Genomic DNA, 25,311 nt, shown 5'->3' on the forward strand with positions numbered 1-25,311 from the left:
CCCTCTTTCAAACGGCACGAAAACCCCCAGTTTTGGCACGCAAAAGAAGAATGGCACGCAACCAGGTGGGAGTGGCACGTAAAGTTGAGCTTGCGGCACGAACCCTCTTTCAAACGGCACGAAAACCCCGAGTTTTGGCACATAAAAGAAGAATGGCACGTAACCAGCTAGGAATGGCACGTAAAGTTGAGCTTGCGGCACGAACCCTCTTTCAAACGGCACGAGACCCCTCAGTTTTGGCACATAAAAGAAGAACGGCACGTAACTAGCTAGTAATGGCACGTAAAGTTGAGCTAGCGGCACGAACCCTCTTTCAAACGGCACGAAAACCCCTAGTATTGGCACATAAAAAAAGAATGGCACGTAACCCGCTAGGAATGGCACGTAAAGTTGAGCTTGCGGCACGAACCCTCTTTCAAACGGCACGAAAACCCCCAGTTTTGGCACGCAAAAGAAGAATGGCACGCAACCAGGTGGGAGTGGCACGTAAAGTTGAGCTTGCGGCACGAACCCTCTTTCAAACGGCACGAAAACCCTCAGTTTTGGCACAGAAAAAACGATGTAACCTGCTTAGAATTATGGATAACAATAAAAAGCCGGGACGCTTCAGCTAAGCGTTCCGGCTTTTTGTCTTATCTTTCAGGCAGCTTTTTGTTCAGAAAAAATGTGCCGAAGGGAATGATAGAGGCTAATACGGCAAGGCCCATTTTAATAATACTCCAGCGGTGCCGGTAAGCGGCGTGGAGAACGGCCAGAATAAACAGAACAAAAAACAGGCCGTGCAGAGATCCTGCGATGGTTACGGCCATTGGGATATCGGCCATATACTTGAGCGGCATGGCGATGGAGAGGAGGACAATAAAGGAGATTCCTTCAATCGTTCCTATGAGCCGGAGCCGCTGAATTGGTGTGGAGATAAGCATATACATCTTCCTTTCTAACAGGTTGCTACATTCATTATATACAATACAAGCTCTGGTTCATGTCCCATTTTGTCATTTGTCACAATAACTACAAAAACCGGTTAATGTCGATAAAACACAGTTGACTAATCGGAATTAATTGAATAAACTAAATTTATAAATTAGGCTGAATCGGTAAAAGGCTGTACCGTTCTGTTCCGGCCGCCATAAACTGAAGTTAGCCAACTTATCATGACTGATCGGTAAACCGAAGGTCCTGGACATTTGTTCAGGACTTTTTTTTATCGGCAAAGGGGGATTTATAATGAATAAGCTGATTATTTTTATTCTGGTCGGACTGCTTGCCCAGTTGATTGACGGTGCATTAGGAATGGCATATGGAGTAACTTCTACAACACTCCTGCTGACGTTTGGGATTGCACCGGCAATTGCTTCTGCTTCTGTCCATATTGCAGAGGTTGCTACGACAGCTGCTTCCGGTGCGTCCCACATAAAGTTTGGGAACGTGGATAAGAAGGCAGTCTTGAAGCTGATTATTCCGGGCTCCATCGGCGCTTTTGCAGGGGCATGCTTTTTAAGCAGTCTCCCTGGCGACTTAGTTAAGCCGTACGTTTCAGTCTTTTTGCTCGCACTTGGTGTTTATGTTATGATCCGATTCCTATTTCTTGTGCGTCAGTCAAAGCAGGTTGAAGACAAACTGGAGCTCTCTACGAAAAAAGCGGTTCCGCTCGGCCTTGTGGCAGGATTTTTTGATGCGACTGGCGGGGGCGGCTGGGGACCGATTGCAACACCGGTTCTGCTCTCTCAAAAAGGGACCTCTGCGCGCAAAGTAGTAGGGACGGTGGATACGAGTGAATTTGCCATCGCTTTGTCTGCAACACTCGGTTTTCTTATCTCACTCGGATGGGAGCAGGTAAACTGGATGTGGGCAGGGGCTCTTATGGTTGGGGGTGTCATTGCAGCACCGATCGCAGCCTGGCTCGTCCGGAAAGTTCCGGCGCATCTGCTTGGTGTGCTGGTAGGGGGGTTTATCGTTTTAACAAACGCGAGGACCTTGCTGCAGATCTGGGTGCCAAATGAGAGTGTTTACCCGTTCGTTTATGGTGCAATCCTGTTCACTTGGGCGGGAGCGGTTGCTTTTGCAGCCGTCCAGCACCGGAAGTTTCTCAGAAATTCAGATCAGGGAGAACTTCAAGTGTAGAGCGGAGAATACAATCGTTCAACAATGAAAACAGACAGCACTCCGGTGCTGTCTGTTTTTTTAGCTGCCCGGTCTTGGGGAGCCGGTAGGGAGATAATAAGGCGGAACTTTCAGCCAGCCTTTTTTAATCATCATGGATTTAAGAGCAGCATCGTATTTGATGACTTCCATCATATGTGAGGCAAATATGGCTGCTACATCCGTCCGGATGGATTGGGCGATTGCGGCTGCCATCATCGAAATATACGCTGCTGTTTTTACTCCGATGAAGTTGGCGATCTCATCATCCGTAAACCGCACCCCCGGCGGCACAGCAGAAGGATTCGAGTCGGGTTTATCCTGCTGGCCTGCATTTGGAAGCGGGACGCCTTCTGCCTTCAAAAATTCTTTTAAAAGGTTTACTGCTTTTTCCGTATCTTTTTTAGCGGTTTCCACAGAATGCTTCAGCTGCAGATCTGTGGTGATGTTTAAAAAGACACCATAAAAAGATTTTGCTTCCTCATACATGGTGTAGAGGGTCCATAAGGCCATCACTTCACCGACATGCAGAGGCGGTTTAGGCTCTCCATCCAGATTTTCTTTCATAACACTGATGATGGATTCGAAAATCCCTGCCAAGATTATCCCTCCGTTTTCGGCTGCTTAATGTCAAACAGTTCTTCAAGCAGCTCCCAGTTTTCAGGAAATGGTTCTCCAAGGACCCAGTAAGCTACACCGCGCAATTTATATTGCTGCAAAAGATTAAATTTTGCCCGCGCACTCTGTTCGTTTTCAAACCACACGACATGCTTCTTCCCATTTTCATCCTTGTAATAAAAGTAAGGGGACTGGCTTTTGTTGTCGAATTTAATTTCTGCTTTCTTAGCCGTGGCCAGATCTGCTGCTTCCTGTGGAGCGATTCGTTTTGCATACGGGTTTCCTTTCTTATAGGGCAGGATCCAATCATACCCATAAAGCGGCGAACCCATTACAATTTTCTCCCTCGGAATTTCGGTAAGTGCGTAATCCACTACTTTTTTAACCTGTTCAATTGGTGAAACAGCCATTGGAGGACCGCCGGACCAGCCCCACTCATACGTCATCAGAATCACAAAATCCGCAAGCTCCCCATGCCGTTTATAATCATGAGCTCCATGCCATGGCCCTGCCTGCTCATCACTCGTTTTTGGAGCAAGAGCGGTTGATACTGGATAGCCCGCTTTCTGCACACGGGGAATGATGGTCTCTAAAAATCCGTTATAGAGCTCCCGGTCTTTTTCACGAATATGTTCAAAGTCTATGTTAAGGGCTTTGTAGCCTTTTGCATTCATGGTATCGATGACACCGGTAATGAGCTTTTCAGAAGCTTTTTTGTCTGTGAAAATTTTATGAGCTATTTCCGGGGAAAAGTTTCCGTCCATAAAGTTAGTGAGAACGAGCATCGGTACCGTCTTTGTATCTTTGACGGCAGCAAGCGGTTTTTCATCTTTAATAGGGATCAGGCTTCCGTCCTCCCTGACCATATAGCTGAAAAATGCTGTATAGGAAAGAAGATTGCCTGAATTCCGGACTTCCTTGGCTGCAGCCTTGTCATCGGTCGGCTCAAGGAATCCGATGGTTTCAATCTGTCTTTTTTTATACTCTGTCTCTGCAGGATTTACATCCTTTGTTTTGTTGCTGATCTGATCCACTCTTGGCTTTTCATTTACCTTCATCATCTTCGGCTGGTTATTTTCATCGCTTGCGTTTCCGCTTCCCATACAGCCGGAAAGAAGCACAGAAAAACCAAGAAGGAGAACGAATAATTTTTTCATGGCCAAAAACCTCCTTTTAAAAATGGCATTGCTAACCTTTTCCTTAGATTGCGTTACGACCGACAGATTATGCACAGCAAGTAAAACGCCTGAAAGACTTTGTAAGCTGCGTGATTTCCAGAAGATTTTTCGTCAGTTCAGGCTGAAAAATGGTATAGTATCTAAGGAGCTGTACATAGAGGAAATGGGTAAATTGAAGGAGGCAGTACAATGAAAATCGGTTTGATTGGACTTGGAAAAATGGGCTATAACCTTGCCCTTAATATGAAGGATCATGGCTATGAGGTCGTTGCCAATGATGTCAGTGCAGATGCGATGCAAAGCATCCGGTCAGAGGGACTTGAAACAGCAGACAGCATTCAGATGCTTGCTGAAAAATTGCCTTCACCTAAAGTGATCTGGATGATGGTTCCGGCAGGGGACATTACAGAAAATGTGCTGCAGCAAGCTACGCAGTACTTAAGTGAAGGAGATATCCTCATTGATGGAGGAAACTCCAACTATAAAGACACCATCCGCCGCGGTCAGGAGCTGAAGGAAAAAGGTATTTATTTCGTCGATTGCGGGACAAGCGGGGGTACAGATGGCGCCAGAAACGGAATCTGTACGATGATCGGGGCAGAGCCGGAAGCTTTTGAAAAAGTGGAAAAGCTGTTCAGTGATTTATCCGTTGAAAACGGCTATCTTCATGCAGGCAAACCGGGAAGCGGCCACTTTCTGAAGATGGTTCACAACGGTGTGGAGTACGGGATGATGCAAGCCATCGCAGAAGGGTTTGAAATCCTCGATAAAAGTGATTTCGATTATGATTACCAGGAAGTTTCCAGAGTTTGGAACAACGGGTCCGTGATCCGCTCATGGCTCATGGAATTAATGGAACATGCATTTTCGAAAGATCCGAAGCTATCGGGCATCCGCGGAGTAATGAATTCTTCGGGAGAAGGCAAATGGACGGTGGAAGCAGCTCTTGATTTTCAAGCATCCGCACCTGTCATTGCTATGTCTCTTTTCATGAGGTACCGATCTCAGGAAAATGATACATTCCATGGAAAAGTAGTATCTGCGCTCCGGAATGAATTCGGGGGACATGCAGTCGTTAAAAGTGAAGAATAAGAAGAAGCTGTCCTTTGCGGGACAGCTTTTTCATTTTGATGGCATGTTTAGGTGCAGGGGAGCGGGGTATGTTAAAACAAACAGCACAGGAAAAGAAGGGAGATATCATTTATGAATAAACGAACTGGATTAATGATCTCAGGAGCAGCATTATCAGTCGCCGGAGCAGCAACTGTTTATTTTAAAGATAAAGCGAGACGGGACAAACTAACTGACGGAGTGAAACAGGCACAGGGAAAAGTGGTCTCCATATTTTCGGGAAAAGATAAAGAGGATAAAAACTTTCCTGTGGAAAAGGCGGGAAATCCGGATCCACAGGATGAAGAGGACAACAAGATGGTATCGGAAGGTGCCCAATACAGTGTGAACTATTACAATAATACGAAGCAATAATGGATGATGCCGGCCTGTGCCGGCATCTTTTTATGGGGAGATAACAGGATCAAAGCTCTTTCATTTTCCGAAGCTGCTTCCTATAATAGAATCTAAAATAGATAAAAAGATTTTAAAGGTGGCCCAGATGATGTGCAAAAAAGAAATCTCTGTCAGAGGTTCTGAAGCAGATGCTGAAACACGATGCCGCCATTATCACAGCGAGCGGGACCGGATCGCCATTAAATTTTATTGCTGCGGCGAGTACTACTCCTGCCACAGCTGCCATGAAGAACTTGCGGACCATGAAGCGGAAGTATGGCCGGCCGGAAAGTTTGATGAGAATGCTGTGCTGTGCGGGGCATGCCGGAATGAACTCACCGTTCATGATTATTTAAGCTGCCATTCCATTTGCCCATCCTGCAGCGCGCAGTTTAATCCAGGCTGCAGTCTGCATAAGCATCTGTACTTTGAGGTGCATTGATTTATTTTCCTGTAATGGTATAATGATAGAAAATTACCAATTGATTGATTAATTGTTTGCTGGGGGAGCCGGTAGTCCGGCTGAGAGGAAAACAGGAGTTTTCGACCCTTTAACCTGATCTAGTTCGTACTAGCGTAGGGAAGCGGCATTGTGCATCGCTGTATGTTCAGCCCATTCTCTATGCAGAATGGGCTTTTTATATGGTTTTTTTCACTGGGGGTGCCCTCTGACGGGCTGAGAAAAGGTGTATCCTTTAACCCTTATTACCTGATCCGGGTCATGCCGGCGAAGGGAAGTGGCATGCATTTCTTTATTTGCAGCCGTTTCCTTTTGGAAGCGGTTTTTCCGCTTTCTTTAAGAAAGGAGAATGGATTTGGAATTTCATCTTGTGACGAACGGCATGATCCCTTTTGAAGAGATCGCGGATTTTATGGTACAGGCTGAAGAAATCATTGATTTTCTGCATATCAGGGACAGCGATCGGAGCGCGCTGGAAGTGTATAAGGGCATCCAGTGTTTAACAAGCCGGGGTGTTCCTCCAGAAAAGCTGATCGTAAACGACCGGACGGATGCAGCGGCAGCTGCCGGTATTCACCGGGTGCAGCTCGGTTACAGAAGCTTGCCGCCATTTGCTGTGAAGGCTGCTTTTTCCGGAATGCATGCGGGTAAGTCCGTTCATTCGCTGGAAGAAGCGTTACAGGCAGAAGCGGAGGGGGCAAATTCCGTTCTCTTCGGCCACGTATTTCCCACAGAAAGCAAAAAGGGACTTGAGCCGAAAGGATTGGAACAGGCAGGTGAGATCGCGGAAGCCCTGGAGATTGAAGTGTTGGCTATAGGGGGGATTGAGCCTGTTCATATCCCGCTGCTGCAGCAAAAAGGCATAAAGGGATTTGCTGTTATGTCCGGGATTTGGGGCAGCGGCAACTGGCTGGAACGGGCGAGAGCTTACCGGTTTGCTAGCGAATAAGAGGAGGCTGGAGCATGACTTCATATGATGCCTGTATTATAGGCGGCGGTGTCATCGGCTGTTCAATCGCAGCCGAATTATCGAAAAGAGGCTATAAAACCGCTATACTTGAAAGAGGAAAAGCCGGAAATGAGAGTTCCAGAGCAGCAGCGGGGCTTTTAGGAGTTCAGGCAGAATGGGATGAATACGATCCATTGTTTGACTTGGCAAAGGAAAGCAGAAGAATGTTTCCGGAGGCCGCAGCTGAATTAAGACTGGAAACAGGGATTGATATCGGCTACGAAGAAAAAGGAATCTATAAAATTGCGGAAACGGAAGAAGAACTGCATCTGCTTGAGCAAGCAGCAGCCTGGCAGACAGCTGCCGGGGAACCTGCTTTGATGATGACGGGCAGGGAGCTTTCAGAAAAAGAACCCTTATTAACATCCGCCCTTGCCGGTGGAGTATTTTACCCGAAGGACGGGCATGTTATCGCACCTGCTCTGGCAAAGGCATATGAACAGGCTGCACTGGCAAGGGGTACGGAGATCTTTGAAAACACAGCGGCTGAAGAATTGCTGGTCAGCTCCGGGAAAGCAGCCGGAATCATGGTTTCAGGAGGAAAAGTCATAGAGGCTGAACGGATCATCATTTCTGCAGGCGCATGGAGCACCCCGTTTCTGAAGCACTTTCAGTGCGGAATGGAGACTTATCCGGTTAAAGGGGAAATGATCAGTGTTTTAAGCAGAAAAAGACTCGTTCATGCCCCTATTTACAAGAACGGTTTCTACATTGTTCCGAAACGGGAGGGCCGCTATTTAATAGGGGCTACAGTAATGGAGCGCGACTATTCTAAACATATCGCCCTGAACGGAATGATGGGGCTGATGGAAACGGCAGCACGAATTCTTCCTTCCATCAGGGAAGCAAGCTTTGAGGATGCATGGAGCGGGCTTAGGCCGCAAAGCAGCAAGGGAGACCCGTTCATGGAGGAGCATCCAGGAATAAAGGGGCTGTATGCCTGTACCGGACATTACCGGAACGGCATTCTCCTCAGTCCCGCAGCGGGAAAATGGATGGCAGATCTCGTAGAAAAAATACCGGCAGGGGGGCATTAGCATGCAGGTGAAAATCAATGGAGAACAGACGGAAGTTCCAGATTCCATTCAATATGTCAGTGACCTGACCAAGCATCTGGGGATCGACCAAAAAACAATCGTAGTTGAAAAAAACGCGGAAATTCTGGAGCGGGAAAACCATGGAGAATCTGTGGTCTCGGCCGGAGATTCTTATGAGATCGTTACATTTGTAGGAGGCGGATAACATGCTGGAAATCGGACCACTCACTTTTCAATCCAGGCTTCTGCTTGGAACAGGCAAGTACCCTGACTTTGATTCTCAAAAAAGAGCGGTAGAAGTATCGGAAACGGAAATTCTGACATTTGCAGTTAGGCGGATGGATATTTTTGAAGCATCCCAGCCCAACCTTCTTGAAAAACTCGATACAACACAGTTCTCTCTTCTTCCAAACACAGCTGGAGCCAAAACGGCAGAAGAGGCTGTCCGTATCGCCCGGCTGGCAAAAGCTTCAGGCCTTTGCACCATGATCAAGGTAGAAGTGATCGGTGATTTCCAAACGCTCCTCCCTGATCCGTTTGAAACGATGAAAGCCTGCGAGATGCTTCTCGAGGAAGGATTCATCGTTCTGCCTTATATCTCAGATGATGTCATTCTGGCAAAAAGACTTCAGGAGCTGGGTGTGCACGCTGTCATGCCGGGTGCTTCCCCGATTGGTTCAGGGATGGGAATCGTGAACCCGCTCAATTTGAGTTTAATCATTGAACAGGCACAAGTGCCGGTGATCGTCGACGCCGGAATCGGAGGTCCTGCTGATGCTGCGCTTGCAATGGAGATGGGGGCGGACGGAGTCCTTCTCAATACGGCTGTTTCGGCGGCAGAGGATCCGGTCAAGATGGCGGAGGCGATGAAGCTTGCGGTCCATGCAGGCCGCCTTGGGTTCGAAGCTGGCAGAATTCCCAAGAAAAGATACGCTTCCGCAAGCAGTCCAAGTGAAGGAATGAGTACAGTTGAATAGCCGCTACTCCAGACAAACCCTGTTTTTCCCGAATGGAGAACAGGGACAGCAGGAACTTTCAGCAAAAAAAGTGCTTCTGATCGGCTGCGGTGCTCTTGGAAGCGGGATTGCCGAAACGCTTGTCCGCGCCGGTATCGGAAAACTTCTGATCATTGACCGAGACTATGTGGATGAAAGCAACCTGCAGCGGCAGCAGCTGTTCACAGAACAGGATGTTCAGGAACAGATGCCAAAAGCGGAAGCAGCGAAGAGAAGGCTGCAGCAGATCAACCGCCATGTAGAGATCGAGGCATATGTGCACCATGCAAGTCCGCAAACAGTCAGGCCGCTGCTCCCGGGAATCGATCTAATCATGGATGGAACCGATAATTTCGAGACACGCTGGATGATTAATGATTTAGCTCATCTCCATGGCATTCCCTGGATTTACGGAGCGTGTGTCGGAAGCTATGGTCTTTCATGCACATTTATTCCAGGCAAAGGGCCCTGCCTTGCCTGCCTGATGGAGAAAATGCCGATGGGCGGGGAAACATGTGATACCGCGGGGATCATTGCCCCTGCAGTCGGTATGACCGTCTCCCATCAGACGGTACAGGCTTTGAAGCTTTTATCCGGGAATGAAGAAGCCGTTAAAACAGAGCTGTGCTCATTTGATGTATGGAACAGCAGCTGGCAGTCTTTAAAAATTGACCGGATGAAAAAAGAAAATTGTCCAACGTGCGGACACACACCGGATTATCCTTACCTGAAGGAAGAGAACACAGCCAGAACTGCAGTTCTTTGCGGCAGGGATACGGTGCAGATCCGTCCTCCTGAAGGGGTGAAGATGGACCTGGCCAAAACAGCAGAAAGATTAGCAGGCAAAGTGGATCAGTGCACTTCAAACGATTACTTGCTTGCCTTTACAAAAGGGCCATTTAAACTTGTTGCGTTCAAGGATGGCCGGGTGCTTGTTCACGGCACAAAAAAACCGGATGAAGCAAGATCGCTTTACAGCAGGTATTTCGGATAAAAAGAGCCATTAGACGGAACCGGAAATCATTCCGTAATTTTGGGTAACATAAGGAATCGGCTCCGGCCGGTTCCTATTATTTTGGAAAGAGTGTTTCTTCCACTATAATAGGCTTATCGGCTCAGCAAACCGGGTAAACAGTAGAGTGTTTTGAAATTATACATAGTAAAGCAGGTGATGGCATGATCCGGTTCGAGAAGGCAACAAAAGTTTATCCAGACGGAACAAAAGCGGTTCACACAATGGATCTGGAAATCAAAAAAGGTGAATTTTTTGTATTTATCGGTCCGAGCGGATGCGGGAAAACGACAACGATGAAAATGATCAACCGTCTCATCGATGCATCAGATGGAACGGTCCTCATTCAGGATAAAAATGTGAGGGAGTACGAGATTCATGAGCTGCGCTGGAATATCGGGTACGTTCTTCAGCAAATTGCCCTGTTCCCCCACATGACGATCGAAGAAAACATTGCGATAGTACCTGAATTGAAGAAGTGGAAACCGGAACAAATAAAAAAGCGGGTAGATGAACTGCTGGAGATGGTAGGTCTGGATCCTGCCACTTACCGCAGCCGGAAGCCAAGTGAGCTTTCCGGAGGACAGCAGCAGAGAATCGGAGTTGTTCGTGCCCTTGCCGCTGATCCTGATATTATTTTGATGGATGAGCCTTTTAGTGCACTGGACCCGATAAGCAGGGAGAAGCTGCAGAATGATATTGCGGATCTGCAAAAGAGAATTAAAAAAACAATTGTATTCGTTACCCATGATATGCAGGAGGCCCTTGCACTGGGGGACCGTATCGCCATCATGAAAGAGGGGCGCATCGTTCAGGTCGATACACCTGAAGGGCTTGTCAATCATCCTGCAGACGACTTTGTTAAGGAGTTTATCGGTTCACGGTCCATACCGGATAAAAAGTTCCGCGATGGAAAAATCGGGGATCTGTCTACTGCTTTCCAGCCCGCCCCTGAAGGATTTCCGGAAGCTCCTGTTTCTTATGAGCTCCCGATCAGTGAAGCGATTGTCCGCTTAAAGGGCAAACAGGCCATATCTGTTCAAAAGGATGGCGTGGTTATAGGCATTGTCACAGCAGAAATGATGATGGAGTATCTTGCGGGTGAGCTGGGAATGGAGGGTGTCCGATGAATTCGTTTTTCACCGTATTTCAGGAAAGGCAGGATCAGCTCTGGACTGCACTGATTGAACATGTTCAGATTTCATTTATCGCGCTGCTGATCGCTGTAGTCATCACGATTCCACTCGGCATTTTTCTAACCAGACAGGCAAAGCTTGCAGAGGGTGTCATCGGGGTAGCAGCCGTACTGCAGACCATTCCTTCCCTGGCGCTGCTTGGATTATTGATCCCGCTTGTTGGAATCGGAGTCGTTCCGGCAATAATTGCTCTCGTTATTTACGCTCTCCTTCCGATTCTGCGGAATACATACACAGGAATCAAAGAAGTAGATGCATCGCTCATTGAAGCAGCCCGGGCCATGGGCATGAACAATATGAAGAGGCTGTTTAAAGTGGAATTGCCGCTTGCCCTTCCAGTGATAATGGCCGGAATCCGTACTGCAATGGTATTAATCGTCGGGACTACGACACTTGCAGCATTGATCGGTGCCGGAGGACTGGGGAAAATCATCCTTCTTGGAATTGACCGCAATGACAATATGCTGATCATTCTGGGAGCCATCCCGGCTGCTCTGCTCGCTATTCTCTTTGACGTGCTTCTGCGTCTTGCCGAGAGATCAGCAGTAAAAGGCTCTGCTAAAAAAGCAGGAATCGTCGCAATCATCGCAGCACTGATCATTGCAGTCCCTCTAGTATGGGGCGGCGGGAAAAAGGATCTGGTGATCGCCGGCAAACTGGGCTCTGAACCTGAAATTCTCATCAATATGTATAAGCTTTTGATTGAACAGGATACCGATCTGAATGTAGAGCTCCAGCCGAGTCTCGGGAAAACTTCATTCCTTTTCAATGCACTTGAATCAGGGGACATCGATATTTATCCTGAATTCACAGGTACTGCTTTATCCACCTTCCTGAAAGAAGAGCCTGAGGGCGGGGATGAAAAAGCAGTATATGAACAGGCGAAAAAAGGCATGCAGGAAAAATACAGCATGGCCTACCTGGATCCGATGCAATTCAATAACACGTATACACTTGCCGTGCCGAAAGAAACGGCCGAGCAGTATGATCTGAAGACGATGTCAGACCTCAAACAGGTTCAGCAGAATATGAAGGCAGGCTTCACGCTTGAATTCTCTGACCGCCAGGATGGATACAAAGGCATCCAGGAGCTTTACGGAATCCAGTTCCCGAACCTGAAAACAATGGAACCAACCCTCCGTTACTCAGCCATTGAAAAAGGGGAAGTCAACCTGATCGATGCCTACTCTACAGACAGTGAGCTTGCTCAATACAACCTGGTCACGCTCGAGGATGATAAAGGACTGTTCCCGCCATACCAGGGAGCACCGCTTGTAAGAGAAGAAACGCTTGAAGAATACCCTGAAATTGAAGAAACGCTGAATAAACTGAGCGGTAAAATAACCGACGATGAAATGCGCCAAATGAATTACCTGGTGAACGTCGAGGGCCAATCACCCGACAAAGTCGCGAAGGATTATCTGACGAAGAACGGGCTGCTTGAGAAGGAATAAGAGGATTTAGGACTATGGGGGATCCCGGCTTGAACCGGGGTCTCTTTTTTTTATGTTCTGGAATTCTGTGGAACGGCGGAGGCGAGCTAACAATAAAAGCGGTTGGCTAAATAAGGCGGAGGGACGGAAAACTAAAGGGGGACATCGGACGGATTATAGAGCCTGACGGACGAATAAAACGGGACGGACAAATAAAGCAGCGTGACGGCCAGAAAAAGTGGGGCAAGGGACAGATTAAAGCGCTGGACGGACAAATAAAAGAGGACGGACAAAAAAGAAGCGTCAACGGCTAAATAAAGCAGCGTGACGGCCAGAATAAGTGGGGCAACGAACAGAATAAAGGGCCGGACGGACAAATAAAAGAGGACAGACAAAAAAGAAGCGGCAACGGACAAATAAAGCAGCGTGACGGCCAAATAAAGTGGGGCAACGGACAGAATATAGGGCCGGACGGACAAATAAAAGAGGACGGACAAAAAAGAAGCGGCAACGGACAAATAAAGCAGCGTGACGGCCAAATAAAGTGGGGCAACGGACAGAATAAAGGGCCGGACGGACAAATAAAAGAGGACGGACAAAAAAGAAGCGTCAACGGCTAAATGAAGCAGCTGGACGGCCAGAAAAAGTGGGGCAACGGACAGAATAAAGGGCCGGACGGACAAATAAAAGAGGACGGACAAAAAAGAAGCGTCAACGGCTAAATAAAGCAGCTGCACGGCCAGATAAAGTGGGGCAACGGAAAGAATAAAGGGCCGGACGGACAAATAAAAGAGGACGGACAAAAAAGAAGCGTCAACGGCTAAATAAAGCAGCTGGACGGCCAGATAAAGTGGGCTAACAGACAGATTAAAGCGCTGGACGGACAAATTATAGTGGACCATCAAATGAGCCGGGCAATGACCAAAGCCTCGGGTGTCAAGGGGAAAACAGTTAAAAGCATTCCAAACCACCTATAACGGAGGCGAGCATTCTTTCACAAAAGGATAATAAACTGAATAGTAAAAATAATAATATGTGCTCATTCCGGGCTATCCTTCTCCGTTGTATAGTATTTTTTGTAAGCGCTTTAATTTACTAAAGGAGAGGGTTGGAGCAGATGAAGAGAGTAGCGGGGCTGTTTTTGATTTTTGTGCTAACGTTTGCACTGATTTTGCCGGCAGAGAGCATTAGAGCTGCAACGAATGGCACGATGATGCAGTATTTTGAGTGGTATTTGCCAAATGACGGTCAGCATTGGAATAAGATGAAAAATGATGCTGCTTACTTATCCGGCTCAGGGATAACAGCGGTCTGGATTCCGCCGGCCTATAAAGGAAACGGCCAGGCAGACGTCGGGTACGGTGCTTATGATTTGTATGATCTCGGTGAATTTAATCAAAAGGGGACTGTCCGGACCAAGTATGGAACGAAAAGTGAATTGATTTCCGCCATCAGCTCTCTTCACGGCCAGGGCATTAATGTTTACGGAGATGTGGTCATGAATCATAAAGGAGGAGCTGACTTTACTGAAGATGTAAAAGCAGTAGAGGTTAACAGGGATAACCGCAATCAGGAAGTGTCCGGCGAATATACGATTAAAGCATGGACCGGCTTTACCTTCCCGGGCCGCGGCAATACGCATTCCAGCTTTAAGTGGAATTGGTATCATTTTGATGGAACAGACTGGGATGAATCCAGGAAGCTGCAAAATAAAATCTATAAATTCAGGGGCACAGGCAAAGCGTGGGATTGGGAAGTGGCGACTGAGTATGGGAACTATGATTATCTCATGTATGCTGATGTAGATTATGATCACCCTGACGTGGTGAATGAAATGAAAAGATGGGGTACGTGGTATGCCAATACATTGAATCTTGATGGCTTCCGTATTGATGCTGCAAAGCACATCAAGCATTCTTTCCTCGGTGACTGGGTGCAGTCGGTAAGAACGTCCACAGGAAAAGAGATGTTCACGGTTGCTGAGTATTGGCAGAATAATCTGGGGTCCCTTGAAAACTATTTAAATAAGAGCGGCAATAACCATTCTGTATTTGATGTGCCGCTGCACTATAATTTTCAGGCAGCTTCTTCGCAGGGTGGATACTATGATATGAGAAACCTTTTAAATGGGACGGTAGCATCCAAGGTTCCGACCAGAGCCGTTACATTTGTGGATAACCATGATACACAGCCGGGGCAGGCTCTGGAGTCTACGGTTCAGACTTGGTTCAAGCCGCTCGCCTACTCGTTTATTCTGACGAGGGAAGCCGGTTATCCGAATGTATTTTATGGTGATATTTATGGGACAAAGGGAACGAGCGGCAGAGAGATTCCTTCCCTGAAATCAAAAATCGATCCGCTTTTAAAAGCGAGAAAAGATTTTGCGTATGGGGCGCAGCGTGATTACATCGACCATCAGGATGTGATCGGCTGGACGAGAGAAGGGAACACAGAAAAATCGAAGTCCGGTTTGGCCACTTTGATTACAGATGGGCCGGGCGGTTCCAAAAGAATGTATGTGGGAACCCGGAATGCGGGTGAGGTGTGGTATGATCTGACAGGAAACAGAACAGATAAGGTGACCATCGGTTCAGACGGATGGGCCACGTTCAATGTGAACGGCGGATCCGCATCCGTTTATGTTCAGCAATAAATAGTATGCAAAAGCCGGCTCTCGGAGGGCCGGCTTTTGTATTTCTGCAGAGTGTCGGTGTATTTGAATATTCCTTCCATTTACACCGGCGCCGCGTTCGATTATCCTTATTATGACAGGCTTAATTAACCAGGAGGTTTTTAGTATGGCTTCACGATATGAGTCCAGAATGAGTTCCAGTAAAAACAAAAAACGCAAACCAAAGTGGCTGAAGCGCTTGATGACGGCAGCGGTCATATTAATAGTAATAGGAGGGGCTGTTTATTATTTTGGCCCTAAAATTGCATCTGATCAGTTATCAGGCTACATTGATAAAGAAGTGGAACAAAACGGCGGATATGAAAATTTAAGAAATGCGGCGAATGCCAATCCGGAAGTCAGGCAGTTTTTAGAAGAAGGGGCACAGGCTGATCCTTCCGAGCTGCCGTTTACTTCTAAAGAAGAAGCTACAAGGGTTGTATTGACGAAAGTAGGGCCCGGGAATCTGCAGAAAATCCAATCCATGGCACAGGATGGCCTGGATGCAGGTGAACAGCAGGAAGTGCTCGCGCTTGCTGAGAATTACTTGAGTGAGGACGAAATTCTGGCGCTGAAATATGTGGCAAACCAGGAAATCAATCAATAAAGGTTTGGACCCTGTGAAGTAGGGAAAAACATTTCAATTCGGTAAAGTGTATTTTCATATTAGAGAAGGAGCTTATGGACCTTGGAAAAAAGAAAAAATCCCATTATTCAGTTCATGGGAGGGAGGAAGACGCTTTATGTTCTTGGCGTTTTGCTGCTCCTTGGATTAAACATTTTCCTGTATACAAAAGTATCTTTTATTTTTAAGCCTCTTACGGAATTTATAGGAACGGTCGCCCTCCCGGTAATCCTGGCTGTAGTCGCCTATTATCTGCTGAGGCCTTTGATGAAGCTGCTGATGAAAGCGGGTGTGGGGAAAACGACATCGATTTTCCTGCTGATGATTTTAATTATCGGGTTACTCGTCCTGCTGATCAGTTCTGTAGTGCCTTTTCTGGTGGACCAGACGAAAAGTCTGTTTATGTCCTTCCCGGGGTATTGGGACAAGTTTATTACCGGACTGGAATCCTATGTGGAAAGCCAGTCGTATCTTGCACCCGTATATGAGGATTTAAAACAGAGAAGCTCAGGTATATTCGGATCGGTCGGCAGCAATGCTTCCAACGTAGCGACTGAGACGCTCAGTGGTTTTACAAAGGTTCTGAGTGCAGTTACCGGCATCACAATCGGCATCATTACCGCACCGTTTATTCTTTTTTATCTGTTAAAAGAAGGAGAAAAACTGCCAAAAGCGTTTATTGGAATTCTTCCTCCAAGAATGCGCGGAGGTACGCGAAAAGTATTTCATGAAATTGATGATCAAGTAAGAGCTTATATACAGGGACAGCTGCTTGTGAGTCTTTGCATTGGGGTTATGCTGTATATCGGATTTCTGATCATCGGCATGGATTATGCGTTAGTGCTTGCAGCTATTGCGAGTGTAACAAGCGTAGTCCCGTACCTGGGACCGGTTATTGCCATCACTCCGGCAATCATCATCGCGATCGTGACATCGCCTTTCATGCTGATAAAGCTTGCGTTTGTCTGGACGGTTGTTCAGCTGCTGGAAGGGAAATTGATTTCACCGCAGATCATGGGGAAATCTCTCCGGGTTCATCCGGTGACCATCATCTTTGTTCTTCTGACAGCAGGCCATTTATTCGGCGTGATCGGCGTAATTGTCGCAGTACCGGCTTATGCGATTTTAAGGACGATTGTATTCCAGTTTTATAAGCTTTATAAAATCCGCTACAACCGTTATTATGCGAGCTCACCTGGTAGCAAACGGTATAAAGAAGATCCGGTGGAATAATGGAAGAAAATCCGGATTACGAGGAACAGCTGGTCAAGATTCTGGATCAAAGTGAGTGGCTGCCATGTCTGTTTTCAGCTGCTTCGAAAGAAATCGGCCATTACTATATTGGGGCAGGCTGTATCGTGCAGACGGTTTGGAATGTCCTTTTGGAAAAGCAGCCCCTCCATGGGATAGGAGACGCCGACGTGATCTTTTTTGATAAAGACCGGTTATCGGATGCAGATGAAACAATTCTGGAATACAGGATTAAAGCCCATCTGCCCGATTCCTTTCCGAAGCTGGATGTGAAGAACCAGGCAAGGGTCCACCTCTGGTATGAGCGGAAATTTGGATATCCCGCGCCGCCGTATCATTCTATGGAGGAGGCTATTGATACCTGGCCCTCCACCGCAACAGCGATTGGAGTAAGAAAAGCGGAAAGAGGCTACGAAATATACGCCCCTTTCGGTCTGGAAGATTTGTTTCAGCTGACTGTAAGGCCAAACAAAAAGCTTGTGAGCAAGGAAGTATATGAGAGTAAAGCGGAGAAGTGGAAAAGCAAGTGGCCTGAACTTAAGGTCATTGAATGGTAAAAGCCTGCAGATTGGATCTGCAGGCTTTTATTATTACATAATCATCAGGAGAATGATGATCGCGAGTACGATTCGGTAAATAGCAAACGGTACAAGTTTTACCCGGTCGATCATCTTCAGGAAAAAGCGAATGGAGATCAAGGCGAAAATGAATGCTGTGATAAACCCGACAATAAAGAACGGAAGGGCATCAACTGTGAAATATTCCCAGTTTTTAATGAGAGACAATCCGCTGGCTCCTGCCATTACCGGAACGGCCATGATGAACGTAAAGTCAGATGCAGCTCTGTGGCTGATCCCAAGCAGCACACCCCCGGAAATCGTGGAACCGGAGCGTGAGAATCCGGGCCATAAGCCGATACACTGGAATAATCCCATCAGTAATGCCTGCCTGTACGTCATTTTATCAACGGTATTCGTCTTCACTTTAGGCTGAAGCAAATCTGCAGCAATCATTAAAAGTGCTCCGCCAATTAATCCAATCACAACGGTATTGACCGAAAAAAGGTACTCATCAATGTAATCCTCAAAGGCAAAGCCAAGAATAGCGGCCGGGATAATCCCGATGATTACAGTGATCAGGGAAAGTTTCGGTCCTCTGTCAGCCCCGGCTGCTCCTTTTCTATTCAACCCAAGCATATCAATAAACCGCTGGCGGAATACAACGATAACAGCAAGGATTGATCCAAGCTGGATCACTACCTTGAAGGTATTAGCTACTTGTGGACCGAACAGGTCTTTTGAATTTAACAGTAAATCATCAACAGCAATCATATGCCCTGTGGAAGAAACAGGCGCAAACTCGGTCAGACCCTCTACGACTCCAAGGATTAAAGCTACAAACAATTCCCATATATTCATGATTTGTCTCAACCTCTACTTTTTCATTCTTTTGCAAAAATCTGCATCCATATTAAGTTACCATATTTCAATTCGTTTGGGGAAGGAGATTTTAACAGAAAAAAATGACGAAGCCCTGACTCTATAGTAAGTCAGGGCTTCCTTTACCTTGCCTGTTTAATAGTAAGGAGAGATCATCAGATAGACAATTACGCCGGTTAAGCTGACATAAAGCCAGAGAGGCATCGTCCATCTTGCAATTTTTTTATGCTTTTCCACCTTCATATTCAAGCCGCGTGCCAGTGTAATAAGAGCGAGAGGCACGATGATGACGGACAGGAGAATATGGGAGATGAGAATAAAATAATAGATGGGGCGGATGATCCCTTCTCCTCCGAACGGAGTGTTCGGCGCGAGCGCATGATACGTAACATAGGAAACAAGGAAAAGTGCCGTCGTTGTAAATGCAGCAAAAATATAATTCCTGTGACGCTTAATATTGCGCTGCTTAATTATTGAAAACAGGGCTGCCAGAAGGAAGACAAACGTGAAGCTGTTCATGACGGCATTGAAAAACGGCAGGAACGTAAGGTCCACGTGACTAAGACTGTTCCCCTTAGGCATAAAGTACAAAACGGCAACAATTGCATTGATAGCGATCGTGAGGATCACAATAACCGGTGTATAATTTCTTTCTTTCGTATTCATAGATTGGCTCCTTTTTAAATGCGTTCACCTAGCTATTATAGATTTTTTCCAGGCTCCAGTAAAACGGGGAGGGGCAGGAAAGGCAAATTTCCTAATCATATTTTACAAAAATATGAACGGATGTCCTTAAAATGTCTTTAAACAAAGGATTTACGTTGATTATATTCTAAAGGCAGAAACAGGGGGACGCTTGAGTAGCGTCCCCCTGATAACAACGATTATTTATTGATCACCGCAACAATTTTCCCTTTTACATGCCGTTCGGACAGTCGGACAAGAGCATCCGGTATTTCTTCAAGTGAAATTTTTTCAGCTAGAAGAGATTGGATTTTTCCATCTTTCAAAAGCTGCAGCATCTCGTCTCCCATAGCAGCAAGGTCTTTTTGGGACTCATAATCGGCTTTATGGATAGCGCCGAGAGCAATTTCATGGAAAGAAATTACTTTTGTAAACGGTTTGATAGTTGATGTATCCGGTGCACCTGCGATATGGGCAAGCTGACCCCGGTATGCTATATAGTCGAGTGCTTCCGTCGCGGTCTGTCTGCTGACTGTATCCAGGACAGCATCCACTCCGCGTCCTCCTGTCAGCTCAAGGACTTTTTCTGTTACATTTTCAGATCGGTAATCAATGGCGTGATCAGCACCCAATGATTTGACGTAATCATGGTTTTCAGCTGAAGCCGTCGTGAATACTTCCAAGCCTGCCTGTTTGGCAAGCTGGATCGCGAAACCGCCCACTCCGCCGGCTCCTCCCTGAATGAGGATCGTCTTAAATGTGTGAATCGGCATTTTACGGAAAAGCGCTTCGTATGCCGTGTAGCCGGCAGTTGGAAGAGCAGCTGCATCTTCAAATGTTACACCTTCTGGAATGATGGAAACCATATGGGCAGGTGTCGTATCATATTCAGCAAAACTGCCGCCTTTTGTCATATCGCCGTGGTAGACAACGCGGTCGCCGATTTCTATGCCGGATACACCTTCTCCCAGTCCTTCAACCGTTCCGGCTGCATCCAGGCCTGGAACATGCGGATACGTCCAAGCCGGGTTTCCGTTGGCAGCCGTCTTATAATCAACCGGATTGAGGCCGGATGCATGAACTTTAATCAGAATTTCTCCCTTTTGAGGAACAGGAGCCTCGATCTGGCCCGCTTTCATTTCTTTCCATTGTCCTTTTTCTTCTAGAAGCAATGCTTTCATTCGACTTCACTCCTTCATCATAGTATTGTCCGTATATACGTATATAATAAGAAGAAAGAACCCAATTGTACAAGAAGGCACTTTTTTGTTCGATAGTTACCGATTGGAAACCGGCAGGAGGAAAATGCGTGAAACCGTTAGAAAACGAATATCCATGTGCGATCAATCTGGTGATTGATTTAATAGGCGGGAAGTGGAAGGTTCTCATCCTGTGGAATCTGAATAAAAAGACGATGAGGTTTACAGAGCTTAGAAAAGCCATTCCCGATGTTTCCCAGAAGGTGCTTTCCCACCAGCTTAGGGAACTCGAGGAACACGGGCTGATTGACCGGAAAGTTTACGAGGCGGTTCCGACTAAAGTAGAATACTCCCCAACAGCAATTGGCAAAAAGCTTCAGCCCACCTTGAATGAAATGTGCGTATGGGGAGATGAATATGCAGAAGAACGGAATATTGAGAGAAAAGAATGCTGGAGCGGGGCGTCGGCTGAATGATCGATTTTGAATGGTACCGAAGCTTTATCAGCATTTATAAGCATCAGTCCGTATCAGAGGCAGCAAAAGCCAGAATACTGACACAGCCGGCTATGAGCCAGCATCTGGCAGCACTCGAAGCTGAAGTGGGGGAGCCGCTGTTCATCCGTACCACGAGAAAAATTGTACCAACGGAACGGGGGAAGGAGCTGTATTCAAGACTTGCTCCCATGGTTGAGAACCTGGAGAAAACGACACTGGAGATCCGGCACTCTCTCCAGGCCGAACAGGCCGTAAGCATCGGCTCTCCAATCGACTATTTTGCTGTCAGAGCCCTAAATAAACTGAAGAACTGCAGCCTCAGAGTGGTTCATCATAATGGGGAAGCGGATGCGTTATTTGAAATGCTTGAGAACAACCGTACTGACTTAATCCTTACTACTCAGCGATTTGAAAAACCCGGCATTGAATACAAGCTGATGGATCAAGAAAGATTCGTCATAGTTGCTCCTGTTGGAATGGCAGAAGAAGCAACTAAAGAAAAACCTGAAGAATGGCTGCTGAAGCAGAGGTGGATCAGCTATGGGATGGAGCTCCCGATCATTAGAAGGCTGTGGAGGGAACATTTCCGAAAACGGCCTGAAATCAATCCGGTCTACATTATCCCCGATCTCAGAGGCATTTTAACGGCAGTTGAGCATGGGATTGGAATCAGTGTGCTTCCTGAATACCTGCTAAGTGACTCACTGGCCGCAGGAAAAATAAAATGGATCTACCCGGAGCTTGCTGCCTCCAACAATATTTACATAGGCGTTAAAGCAAAAAATAAGTCAGATCCTTTGGTTCAAAAAATAATTGATCAGCTGTTATCAAGCTGAAATCCCAGTGCCCGAATCTTATTGTTCGGGCTTTTTTTTATGTCTGTTCATCTGTGAAAAGGATAAACCGAAATGTAATACAATTGAAACAATTTTAATGTAAGCTTGTCAAAACCAGTCACCACGCCAAACATACATTACAGATATATCTTTTGGGGTGATTGAACCGTTAAGAGAAAAATTACCCAGTTTGATGGACAAACACGGCAGGGTAACACCAAAAATAGAACGAAATTGAAAGCGGACCACCGCCTTTCAGTTTAGAAAGGAGGACGCATTCAAATGAGCTCTGAGAAGAAAGACCGAAACAAGAAAATCGGGTATGGGAGCCTTGCCGCGGCAGGAGCCGGTGCCGGAGCGCTGATTTTTCCAAAGGTAAGAAGAAAGGTTAAAGCAGCGGCGCACAAAGTCCAGGATAAGAAAGAAGATGTAAAAGAAGATGTGAAGGAAGAAGCTGCTGATGTGAAGCGGGATATCAAGGAAGAGCTCGCCCACGAAATGCAGAACCAGATTCAGAAGAAGCTTCAGTCCAAGGTGAAAGAAGCTGCTGGAAAGCTTGAAGCGGCAAAAGAAAAAAATGCAGAAAACGTTCATGGAAAAGCAGAAGAAATGAGAGACAAAGTCCAGGATGCATTGCTTAAAGTAAGAGGAAAGCTGAAGGACTTTAAAGAAGCTGGAGAAGAATTTCAGGAGAAGATCAAGCCTGAAGGACAGCGGAGCAGAATGCGAAGCGTCCGGGATATTAAAAGCATGAATCAATTAAAGAGCGCTTCTGGAATGAAAAGCGCGGCCAATTTGAAAAGACCGAGTGAAATCAAATCGGCAAGCGACATCAAAACGATGAGTTCCATTTCCAATAAGTAAGAAGGGAGAATGATAAAATGGCTGTTCAAAAAAGTACTGACAGTTCCAGTCTGGCAGAAGTAGTTGACCGTATTCTTGACAAAGGGGTCGTAATCGATGTGTTCGCAAGGGTATCACTTGTAGGGATTGAATTAATCACGATTGAAGCAAGGGTAGTTATTGCCAGTGTGGATACTTGGCTCCGCTATGCAAATGCAGTAGGCCTTCTAAGAGACGATGTGGAAGAGGATGATGCTCTTCCGGATCAATCCAATGAACGAGGCAAGCAGTTCAGCATTTAATTTCCGGAAATACAGTGGACCCGGCTGTTTAAAAGGAACGTTTCCAAATCAGCTGAAACAGGGTAATCAATAGAAGAAGTCTGCCGGGGCATAAGTCCCGGCGGCTCCTTTTAAACAGGAAAGCGGCGGTGATCTCCTTTGAAAATCAAGGAAGTAATGAACGCTCTGAATGATTTTTTTACAGAGCATATTGCACCTCCACATAAAATTACTTCGATCGAACCGACTGAAGAAGGGTGCAAGGCGATTGTAGAAGTGATTGAAGAAAGAGAATATATGAGAAAGTATGCGAAAGACGAAATGCTGGGGGTGTATGATGTGACATTGGATTCAGAATATGATGTGACCTCTTATACCCGCAAAAGCTTAAGACCGAGAAGTGCAATGATGCAGGAACAGGAATAGAGGTTCACGATTGGAGGCATAGGTTTGAGCGTATTAAAGCAGGCTAAACAAAAAAAGACAGGCGGCACAGATACGTTTTATGAAGGTGCCTTTGAAGACCTGATGAAAAGAGCCTCTGCCTACATGGCAGCCGGTTACCCTGTCCATTTTACAGGACCTTCCGGAGTCGGAAAAACGACTCTTGCGCTAAATCTGGCGAAGAAGCGAAACCGTCCGGTCATGCTCATGCATGGGAATCATGAATTATCCAATGCCGATCTGATCGGTTCTTTTACCGGATACACAGCTACTAAAGTTGAAGATAATTACATTCGTTCTGTTTATAAAAAGGAAGAGAATGTATCAGAAACATGGAAAAACGGCCGTTTGCTTGAAGCGGTGAAGAACGGCTATACGCTTGTTTATGACGAGTTTACGCGATCCAAGCCTTCCGCTAACAATCTGTTCCTATCCATCCTGGAAGAAAAGGTTCTTCCCCTTTACGGGACAAAGCATACAGAACCATTCATAAAAGTTCATCCGGAATTCTCCGTGATTTTCACGAGTAATCCTGAGGAATATGCAGGTGTCTACCAGACACAGGAAGCGCTTTTGGACCGGCTGATCACCCTGCCTTTATCCTTTCTGGACCTTGAGAGCGAAACGCAGATCATTTCATCAAGAACGGGTGCAGGGGAAGAAGAAGCAAAGGATATATCCGAGCTGGTCCGCGGCTTAAGAGAGCAGTGCAGGAAAAAAGGAAAAGAAGGTCCTTCTTTAAGGGCTTCTATCATGATTGCACAGCTGGCTCTGGCTCAGAACATTGAAATCAGCGGAAAAAATGAAGAGTTTCAGAATTTGTGCCGTGACATCGTCTGGTATCAGATGAGGAAAGCTTTTGAAAAAGAAAGTGATTCTAAAATACTGGATATGATTTTATCTGAAAGCAAGAAAGTACAGGGGTGAAGGATATGAGCGATCAAGGAATTTATATTTTCTGCGGAATGCAGACACAGGAAAAAGAGTGGGAAGGCGGAACTGTAGAACTGGAAGGACAGGAATATCCGCTTTTTGCCATTTATTATAAAGATGCAGCCATAGCAGCTGCTGAAGTGCCGATGAAAATCTACCATCCAAACAAAGAGAACGTAATGACTCATCAGCAGGTTGTTTCCGGCATCCTCAAGCAGAATGACACCGTCATTCCAATCAGCTTCGGGAACATCTTTCATTCAAAAGAAGATGTTCAATTGCTCCTTGAAAAACTATATCCCCAATTCAGCACTTTATTCCCTGAAATAAAAGGCAAAATGGAACTGGGCCTAAAGGTTGTCGCCAAGGAAAAATGGATCAATGATGAGCTTTCGTCACGAAAAGATATTCTCGACGCTAAGGAATCTGTTAAGGGGAAATCCGAGGATGCCACTTACTATGAGAGAATCAAGCTTGGCGGAATGGCTCAGGAGTTTTTCGGAAAACTGCAGAAGCAGGTGAACAAAGAAATTTTTCAGCCGCTGCAGCAGGTTTCCGATGCCGCTAATCAAAATAAACTAATCGGCGAGAAAATGCTGCTGAACGGCGCATTTTTAGTAGGCAAGGAATATGAAGAACTTTTTGACGCAAGAGTGAATGAACTTCATGAAAAATGGAAGAATAAAGCTGATTTTCACTACACCGGCCCATGGCCTGCTTATAATTTCATCAACATCCAGCTTAAGGTAGAGGAAGCAAAATGATTCATAAACTCTTCACGGCACCTGTTAACCTGGTTGTCAAAGTAGGAGAGAAGATCAAAGAAGAAGCGGATAAAGAACTTTACGATATTCCCACGATCCAGCAGAAGCTCATTCAGCTTCAAATGATGTATGAGCTTGGGGAAGTGGATGAGCAGGCGTATAAAGTACAGGAAGAACAGCTTCTTGAAAGATACGAAACAGCTAAAATGCTTGAAATGCAGGAATACAACGAAATGCTGAACCAAGGGAAATGAGGGG

General features: G+C 46.2%; 31 protein-coding genes and 2 riboswitches. Of the genes, 23 read left to right on the forward strand and 8 right to left on the reverse strand.

Annotated features, from left to right (window positions below; all coding sequences use genetic code 11):
* Positions 1-528 (reverse strand): hypothetical protein (locus tag GKZ89_RS15165; RefSeq protein ID WP_155113256.1); only part of this gene is annotated, 528 nt, incomplete at its 3' end.
* Positions 529-632: 104 nt separating this feature from the next.
* Complete coding sequence (locus GKZ89_RS15170; RefSeq protein WP_155113257.1) at positions 633-923, reverse strand: DUF3817 domain-containing protein; 291 nt, start codon at positions 921-923, stop codon at positions 633-635.
* A gap of 304 nt (positions 924-1,227) precedes the next feature.
* On the opposite strand from GKZ89_RS15170, the gene GKZ89_RS15175 reads away from it, so the two are divergent.
* On the forward strand, positions 1,228-2,124 hold the full coding sequence (locus GKZ89_RS15175) for a sulfite exporter TauE/SafE family protein (protein ID WP_155113258.1): 897 nt from the start codon (positions 1,228-1,230) through the stop codon (positions 2,122-2,124).
* A gap of 60 nt (positions 2,125-2,184) precedes the next feature.
* On the opposite strand, the gene GKZ89_RS15180 is transcribed toward GKZ89_RS15175, so the two are convergent.
* Both GKZ89_RS15180 and GKZ89_RS15185 read right to left on the reverse strand, forming a co-directional pair.
* On the reverse strand, positions 2,185-2,742 hold the full coding sequence (locus GKZ89_RS15180; protein ID WP_155113259.1) for a DUF3231 family protein: 558 nt from the start codon (positions 2,740-2,742) through the stop codon (positions 2,185-2,187).
* 2 nt (positions 2,743-2,744) lie between these two features.
* Positions 2,745-3,917, reverse strand: coding sequence for a glycosyl hydrolase family 18 protein (locus GKZ89_RS15185; RefSeq protein ID WP_155113260.1), 1,173 nt, complete (start codon positions 3,915-3,917; stop codon positions 2,745-2,747).
* 210 nt (positions 3,918-4,127) lie between these two features.
* Between GKZ89_RS15185 and gnd the strand changes: the two genes are divergently transcribed.
* From gnd to opuFB, 10 genes are all read left to right on the forward strand, one after another.
* Positions 4,128-5,030, forward strand: a complete 903-nt coding sequence (gnd, locus tag GKZ89_RS15190) for a phosphogluconate dehydrogenase (NAD(+)-dependent, decarboxylating) (protein ID WP_155113261.1) — start codon at positions 4,128-4,130, stop codon at positions 5,028-5,030.
* 111 nt (positions 5,031-5,141) lie between these two features.
* Positions 5,142-5,423: a hypothetical protein gene (locus tag GKZ89_RS15195; protein ID WP_155113262.1), complete on the forward strand. Its 282-nt coding sequence runs from the start codon at positions 5,142-5,144 to the stop codon at positions 5,421-5,423.
* A gap of 130 nt (positions 5,424-5,553) precedes the next feature.
* On the forward strand, positions 5,554-5,886 hold the full coding sequence (locus GKZ89_RS15200; RefSeq protein WP_155113323.1) for a CHY zinc finger protein: 333 nt from the start codon (positions 5,554-5,556) through the stop codon (positions 5,884-5,886).
* Positions 5,887-5,937: 51 nt separating this feature from the next.
* Positions 5,938-6,044: riboswitch (TPP riboswitch) on the forward strand.
* Positions 6,045-6,091: 47 nt separating this feature from the next.
* Positions 6,092-6,197, forward strand: a riboswitch (TPP riboswitch).
* Positions 6,198-6,259: 62 nt separating this feature from the next.
* Entirely contained in the window at positions 6,260-6,853 is a 594-nt protein-coding gene (locus GKZ89_RS15205) for a thiamine phosphate synthase (RefSeq protein ID WP_162356942.1), read from the forward strand.
* A 14-nt stretch (positions 6,854-6,867) separates the two neighbouring features.
* Complete coding sequence (thiO, locus tag GKZ89_RS15210) at positions 6,868-7,950, forward strand: glycine oxidase ThiO (RefSeq protein ID WP_155113264.1); 1,083 nt, start codon at positions 6,868-6,870, stop codon at positions 7,948-7,950.
* 1 nt (position 7,951) lies between these two features.
* Complete coding sequence (thiS, locus tag GKZ89_RS15215; protein WP_155113265.1) at positions 7,952-8,155, forward strand: sulfur carrier protein ThiS; 204 nt, start codon at positions 7,952-7,954, stop codon at positions 8,153-8,155.
* Between the two features lies 1 nt (position 8,156).
* Positions 8,157-8,927 (forward strand): thiazole synthase, encoded by a 771-nt coding sequence (locus GKZ89_RS15220; protein ID WP_155113266.1) that lies wholly within the window; start codon positions 8,157-8,159, stop codon positions 8,925-8,927.
* The gene (locus tag GKZ89_RS15225; RefSeq protein WP_155113267.1) at positions 8,920-9,939 is read left to right on the forward strand and encodes a ThiF family adenylyltransferase; all 1,020 of its coding nucleotides are present in this window, start codon (positions 8,920-8,922) and stop codon (positions 9,937-9,939) included. The genes GKZ89_RS15220 and GKZ89_RS15225 overlap by 8 nt, the downstream gene beginning before the upstream one ends.
* Before the next feature lie 182 nt (positions 9,940-10,121).
* Positions 10,122-11,087 carry an ABC transporter ATP-binding protein gene (locus GKZ89_RS15230; RefSeq protein WP_155113268.1) on the forward strand — a complete coding sequence of 322 codons (966 nt, stop codon included), beginning with the start codon at positions 10,122-10,124 and terminating at the stop codon, positions 11,085-11,087.
* On the forward strand, positions 11,084-12,607 hold the full coding sequence (opuFB, locus tag GKZ89_RS15235; protein ID WP_155113269.1) for an osmoprotectant update ABC transporter permease/substrate-binding subunit OpuFB: 1,524 nt from the start codon (positions 11,084-11,086) through the stop codon (positions 12,605-12,607). Before GKZ89_RS15230 ends, opuFB begins: the two co-directional genes overlap by 4 nt.
* Positions 12,608-12,738: 131 nt before the next feature.
* Here opuFB and GKZ89_RS15240 read toward each other — a convergent pair whose 3' ends face one another.
* Positions 12,739-13,488 carry a hypothetical protein gene (locus GKZ89_RS15240; RefSeq protein WP_155113270.1) on the reverse strand — a complete coding sequence of 250 codons (750 nt, stop codon included), beginning with the start codon at positions 13,486-13,488 and terminating at the stop codon, positions 12,739-12,741.
* Between the two features lie 215 nt (positions 13,489-13,703).
* On the opposite strand from GKZ89_RS15240, the gene amyS reads away from it, so the two are divergent.
* The 4 genes from amyS to GKZ89_RS15260 all read left to right on the forward strand — a co-directional run bounded on the left by amyS (position 13,704) and on the right by GKZ89_RS15260 (position 17,690).
* The gene (gene amyS / locus GKZ89_RS15245; RefSeq protein ID WP_155113271.1) at positions 13,704-15,239 is read left to right on the forward strand and encodes an alpha-amylase; all 1,536 of its coding nucleotides are present in this window, start codon (positions 13,704-13,706) and stop codon (positions 15,237-15,239) included.
* 145 nt (positions 15,240-15,384) lie between these two features.
* Complete coding sequence (locus GKZ89_RS15250) at positions 15,385-15,864, forward strand: hypothetical protein (RefSeq protein ID WP_155113272.1); 480 nt, start codon at positions 15,385-15,387, stop codon at positions 15,862-15,864.
* An 81-nt stretch (positions 15,865-15,945) separates the two neighbouring features.
* Positions 15,946-17,115: an AI-2E family transporter gene (locus GKZ89_RS15255; RefSeq protein ID WP_241680281.1), complete on the forward strand. Its 1,170-nt coding sequence runs from the start codon at positions 15,946-15,948 to the stop codon at positions 17,113-17,115.
* Positions 17,115-17,690, forward strand: a complete 576-nt coding sequence (locus tag GKZ89_RS15260; RefSeq protein WP_155113273.1) for a nucleotidyltransferase family protein — start codon at positions 17,115-17,117, stop codon at positions 17,688-17,690. The genes GKZ89_RS15255 and GKZ89_RS15260 overlap by 1 nt, the downstream gene beginning before the upstream one ends.
* A gap of 33 nt (positions 17,691-17,723) precedes the next feature.
* Here GKZ89_RS15260 and GKZ89_RS15265 read toward each other — a convergent pair whose 3' ends face one another.
* The 3 genes from GKZ89_RS15265 to GKZ89_RS15275 all read right to left on the reverse strand — a co-directional run bounded on the left by GKZ89_RS15265 (position 17,724) and on the right by GKZ89_RS15275 (position 20,437).
* On the reverse strand, positions 17,724-18,551 hold the full coding sequence (locus tag GKZ89_RS15265; protein ID WP_155113274.1) for an undecaprenyl-diphosphate phosphatase: 828 nt from the start codon (positions 18,549-18,551) through the stop codon (positions 17,724-17,726).
* A 156-nt stretch (positions 18,552-18,707) separates the two neighbouring features.
* Positions 18,708-19,238 carry a DUF420 domain-containing protein gene (locus tag GKZ89_RS15270; protein WP_155113275.1) on the reverse strand — a complete coding sequence of 177 codons (531 nt, stop codon included), beginning with the start codon at positions 19,236-19,238 and terminating at the stop codon, positions 18,708-18,710.
* 218 nt (positions 19,239-19,456) lie between these two features.
* On the reverse strand, positions 19,457-20,437 hold the full coding sequence (locus tag GKZ89_RS15275) for a zinc-binding dehydrogenase (protein ID WP_155113276.1): 981 nt from the start codon (positions 20,435-20,437) through the stop codon (positions 19,457-19,459).
* A 128-nt stretch (positions 20,438-20,565) separates the two neighbouring features.
* Here GKZ89_RS15275 and GKZ89_RS15280 point away from each other — a divergent pair, with 128 nt between their 5' ends.
* From GKZ89_RS15280 to GKZ89_RS15315, 8 genes are all read left to right on the forward strand, one after another.
* Positions 20,566-20,931 carry a winged helix-turn-helix transcriptional regulator gene (locus GKZ89_RS15280; protein WP_162356944.1) on the forward strand — a complete coding sequence of 122 codons (366 nt, stop codon included), beginning with the start codon at positions 20,566-20,568 and terminating at the stop codon, positions 20,929-20,931.
* Entirely contained in the window at positions 20,928-21,788 is an 861-nt protein-coding gene (locus GKZ89_RS15285; RefSeq protein WP_155113278.1) for a LysR family transcriptional regulator, read from the forward strand. The genes GKZ89_RS15280 and GKZ89_RS15285 overlap by 4 nt, the downstream gene beginning before the upstream one ends.
* A 282-nt stretch (positions 21,789-22,070) precedes the next feature.
* Complete coding sequence (gene gvpQ / locus GKZ89_RS15290; protein ID WP_155113279.1) at positions 22,071-22,652, forward strand: gas vesicle protein GvpQ; 582 nt, start codon at positions 22,071-22,073, stop codon at positions 22,650-22,652.
* A 17-nt stretch (positions 22,653-22,669) separates the two neighbouring features.
* Entirely contained in the window at positions 22,670-22,933 is a 264-nt protein-coding gene (gene gvpA, locus GKZ89_RS15295; RefSeq protein ID WP_155113280.1) for a gas vesicle structural protein GvpA, read from the forward strand.
* A gap of 138 nt (positions 22,934-23,071) precedes the next feature.
* Entirely contained in the window at positions 23,072-23,338 is a 267-nt protein-coding gene (gene gvpO / locus GKZ89_RS15300) for a gas vesicle protein GvpO (protein WP_155113281.1), read from the forward strand.
* Positions 23,339-23,362: 24 nt separating this feature from the next.
* A complete protein-coding gene (gene gvpN / locus GKZ89_RS15305) occupies positions 23,363-24,283 on the forward strand; it encodes a gas vesicle protein GvpN (RefSeq protein WP_241680282.1) in 921 nt (306 codons plus the stop codon).
* Positions 24,280-25,053, forward strand: coding sequence for a GvpL/GvpF family gas vesicle protein (locus GKZ89_RS15310; protein ID WP_162356946.1), 774 nt, complete (start codon positions 24,280-24,282; stop codon positions 25,051-25,053). Before gvpN ends, GKZ89_RS15310 begins: the two co-directional genes overlap by 4 nt.
* Positions 25,050-25,307 carry a gas vesicle protein GvpG gene (locus GKZ89_RS15315; RefSeq protein ID WP_155113283.1) on the forward strand — a complete coding sequence of 86 codons (258 nt, stop codon included), beginning with the start codon at positions 25,050-25,052 and terminating at the stop codon, positions 25,305-25,307. Before GKZ89_RS15310 ends, GKZ89_RS15315 begins: the two co-directional genes overlap by 4 nt.
* Positions 25,308-25,311: the final 4 nt, after the last annotated feature.

Source organism: Metabacillus mangrovi (assembly GCF_009711125.1).
Classification (GTDB): Bacteria; Bacillota; Bacilli; order Bacillales; family Bacillaceae; genus Metabacillus_B; species Metabacillus_B mangrovi.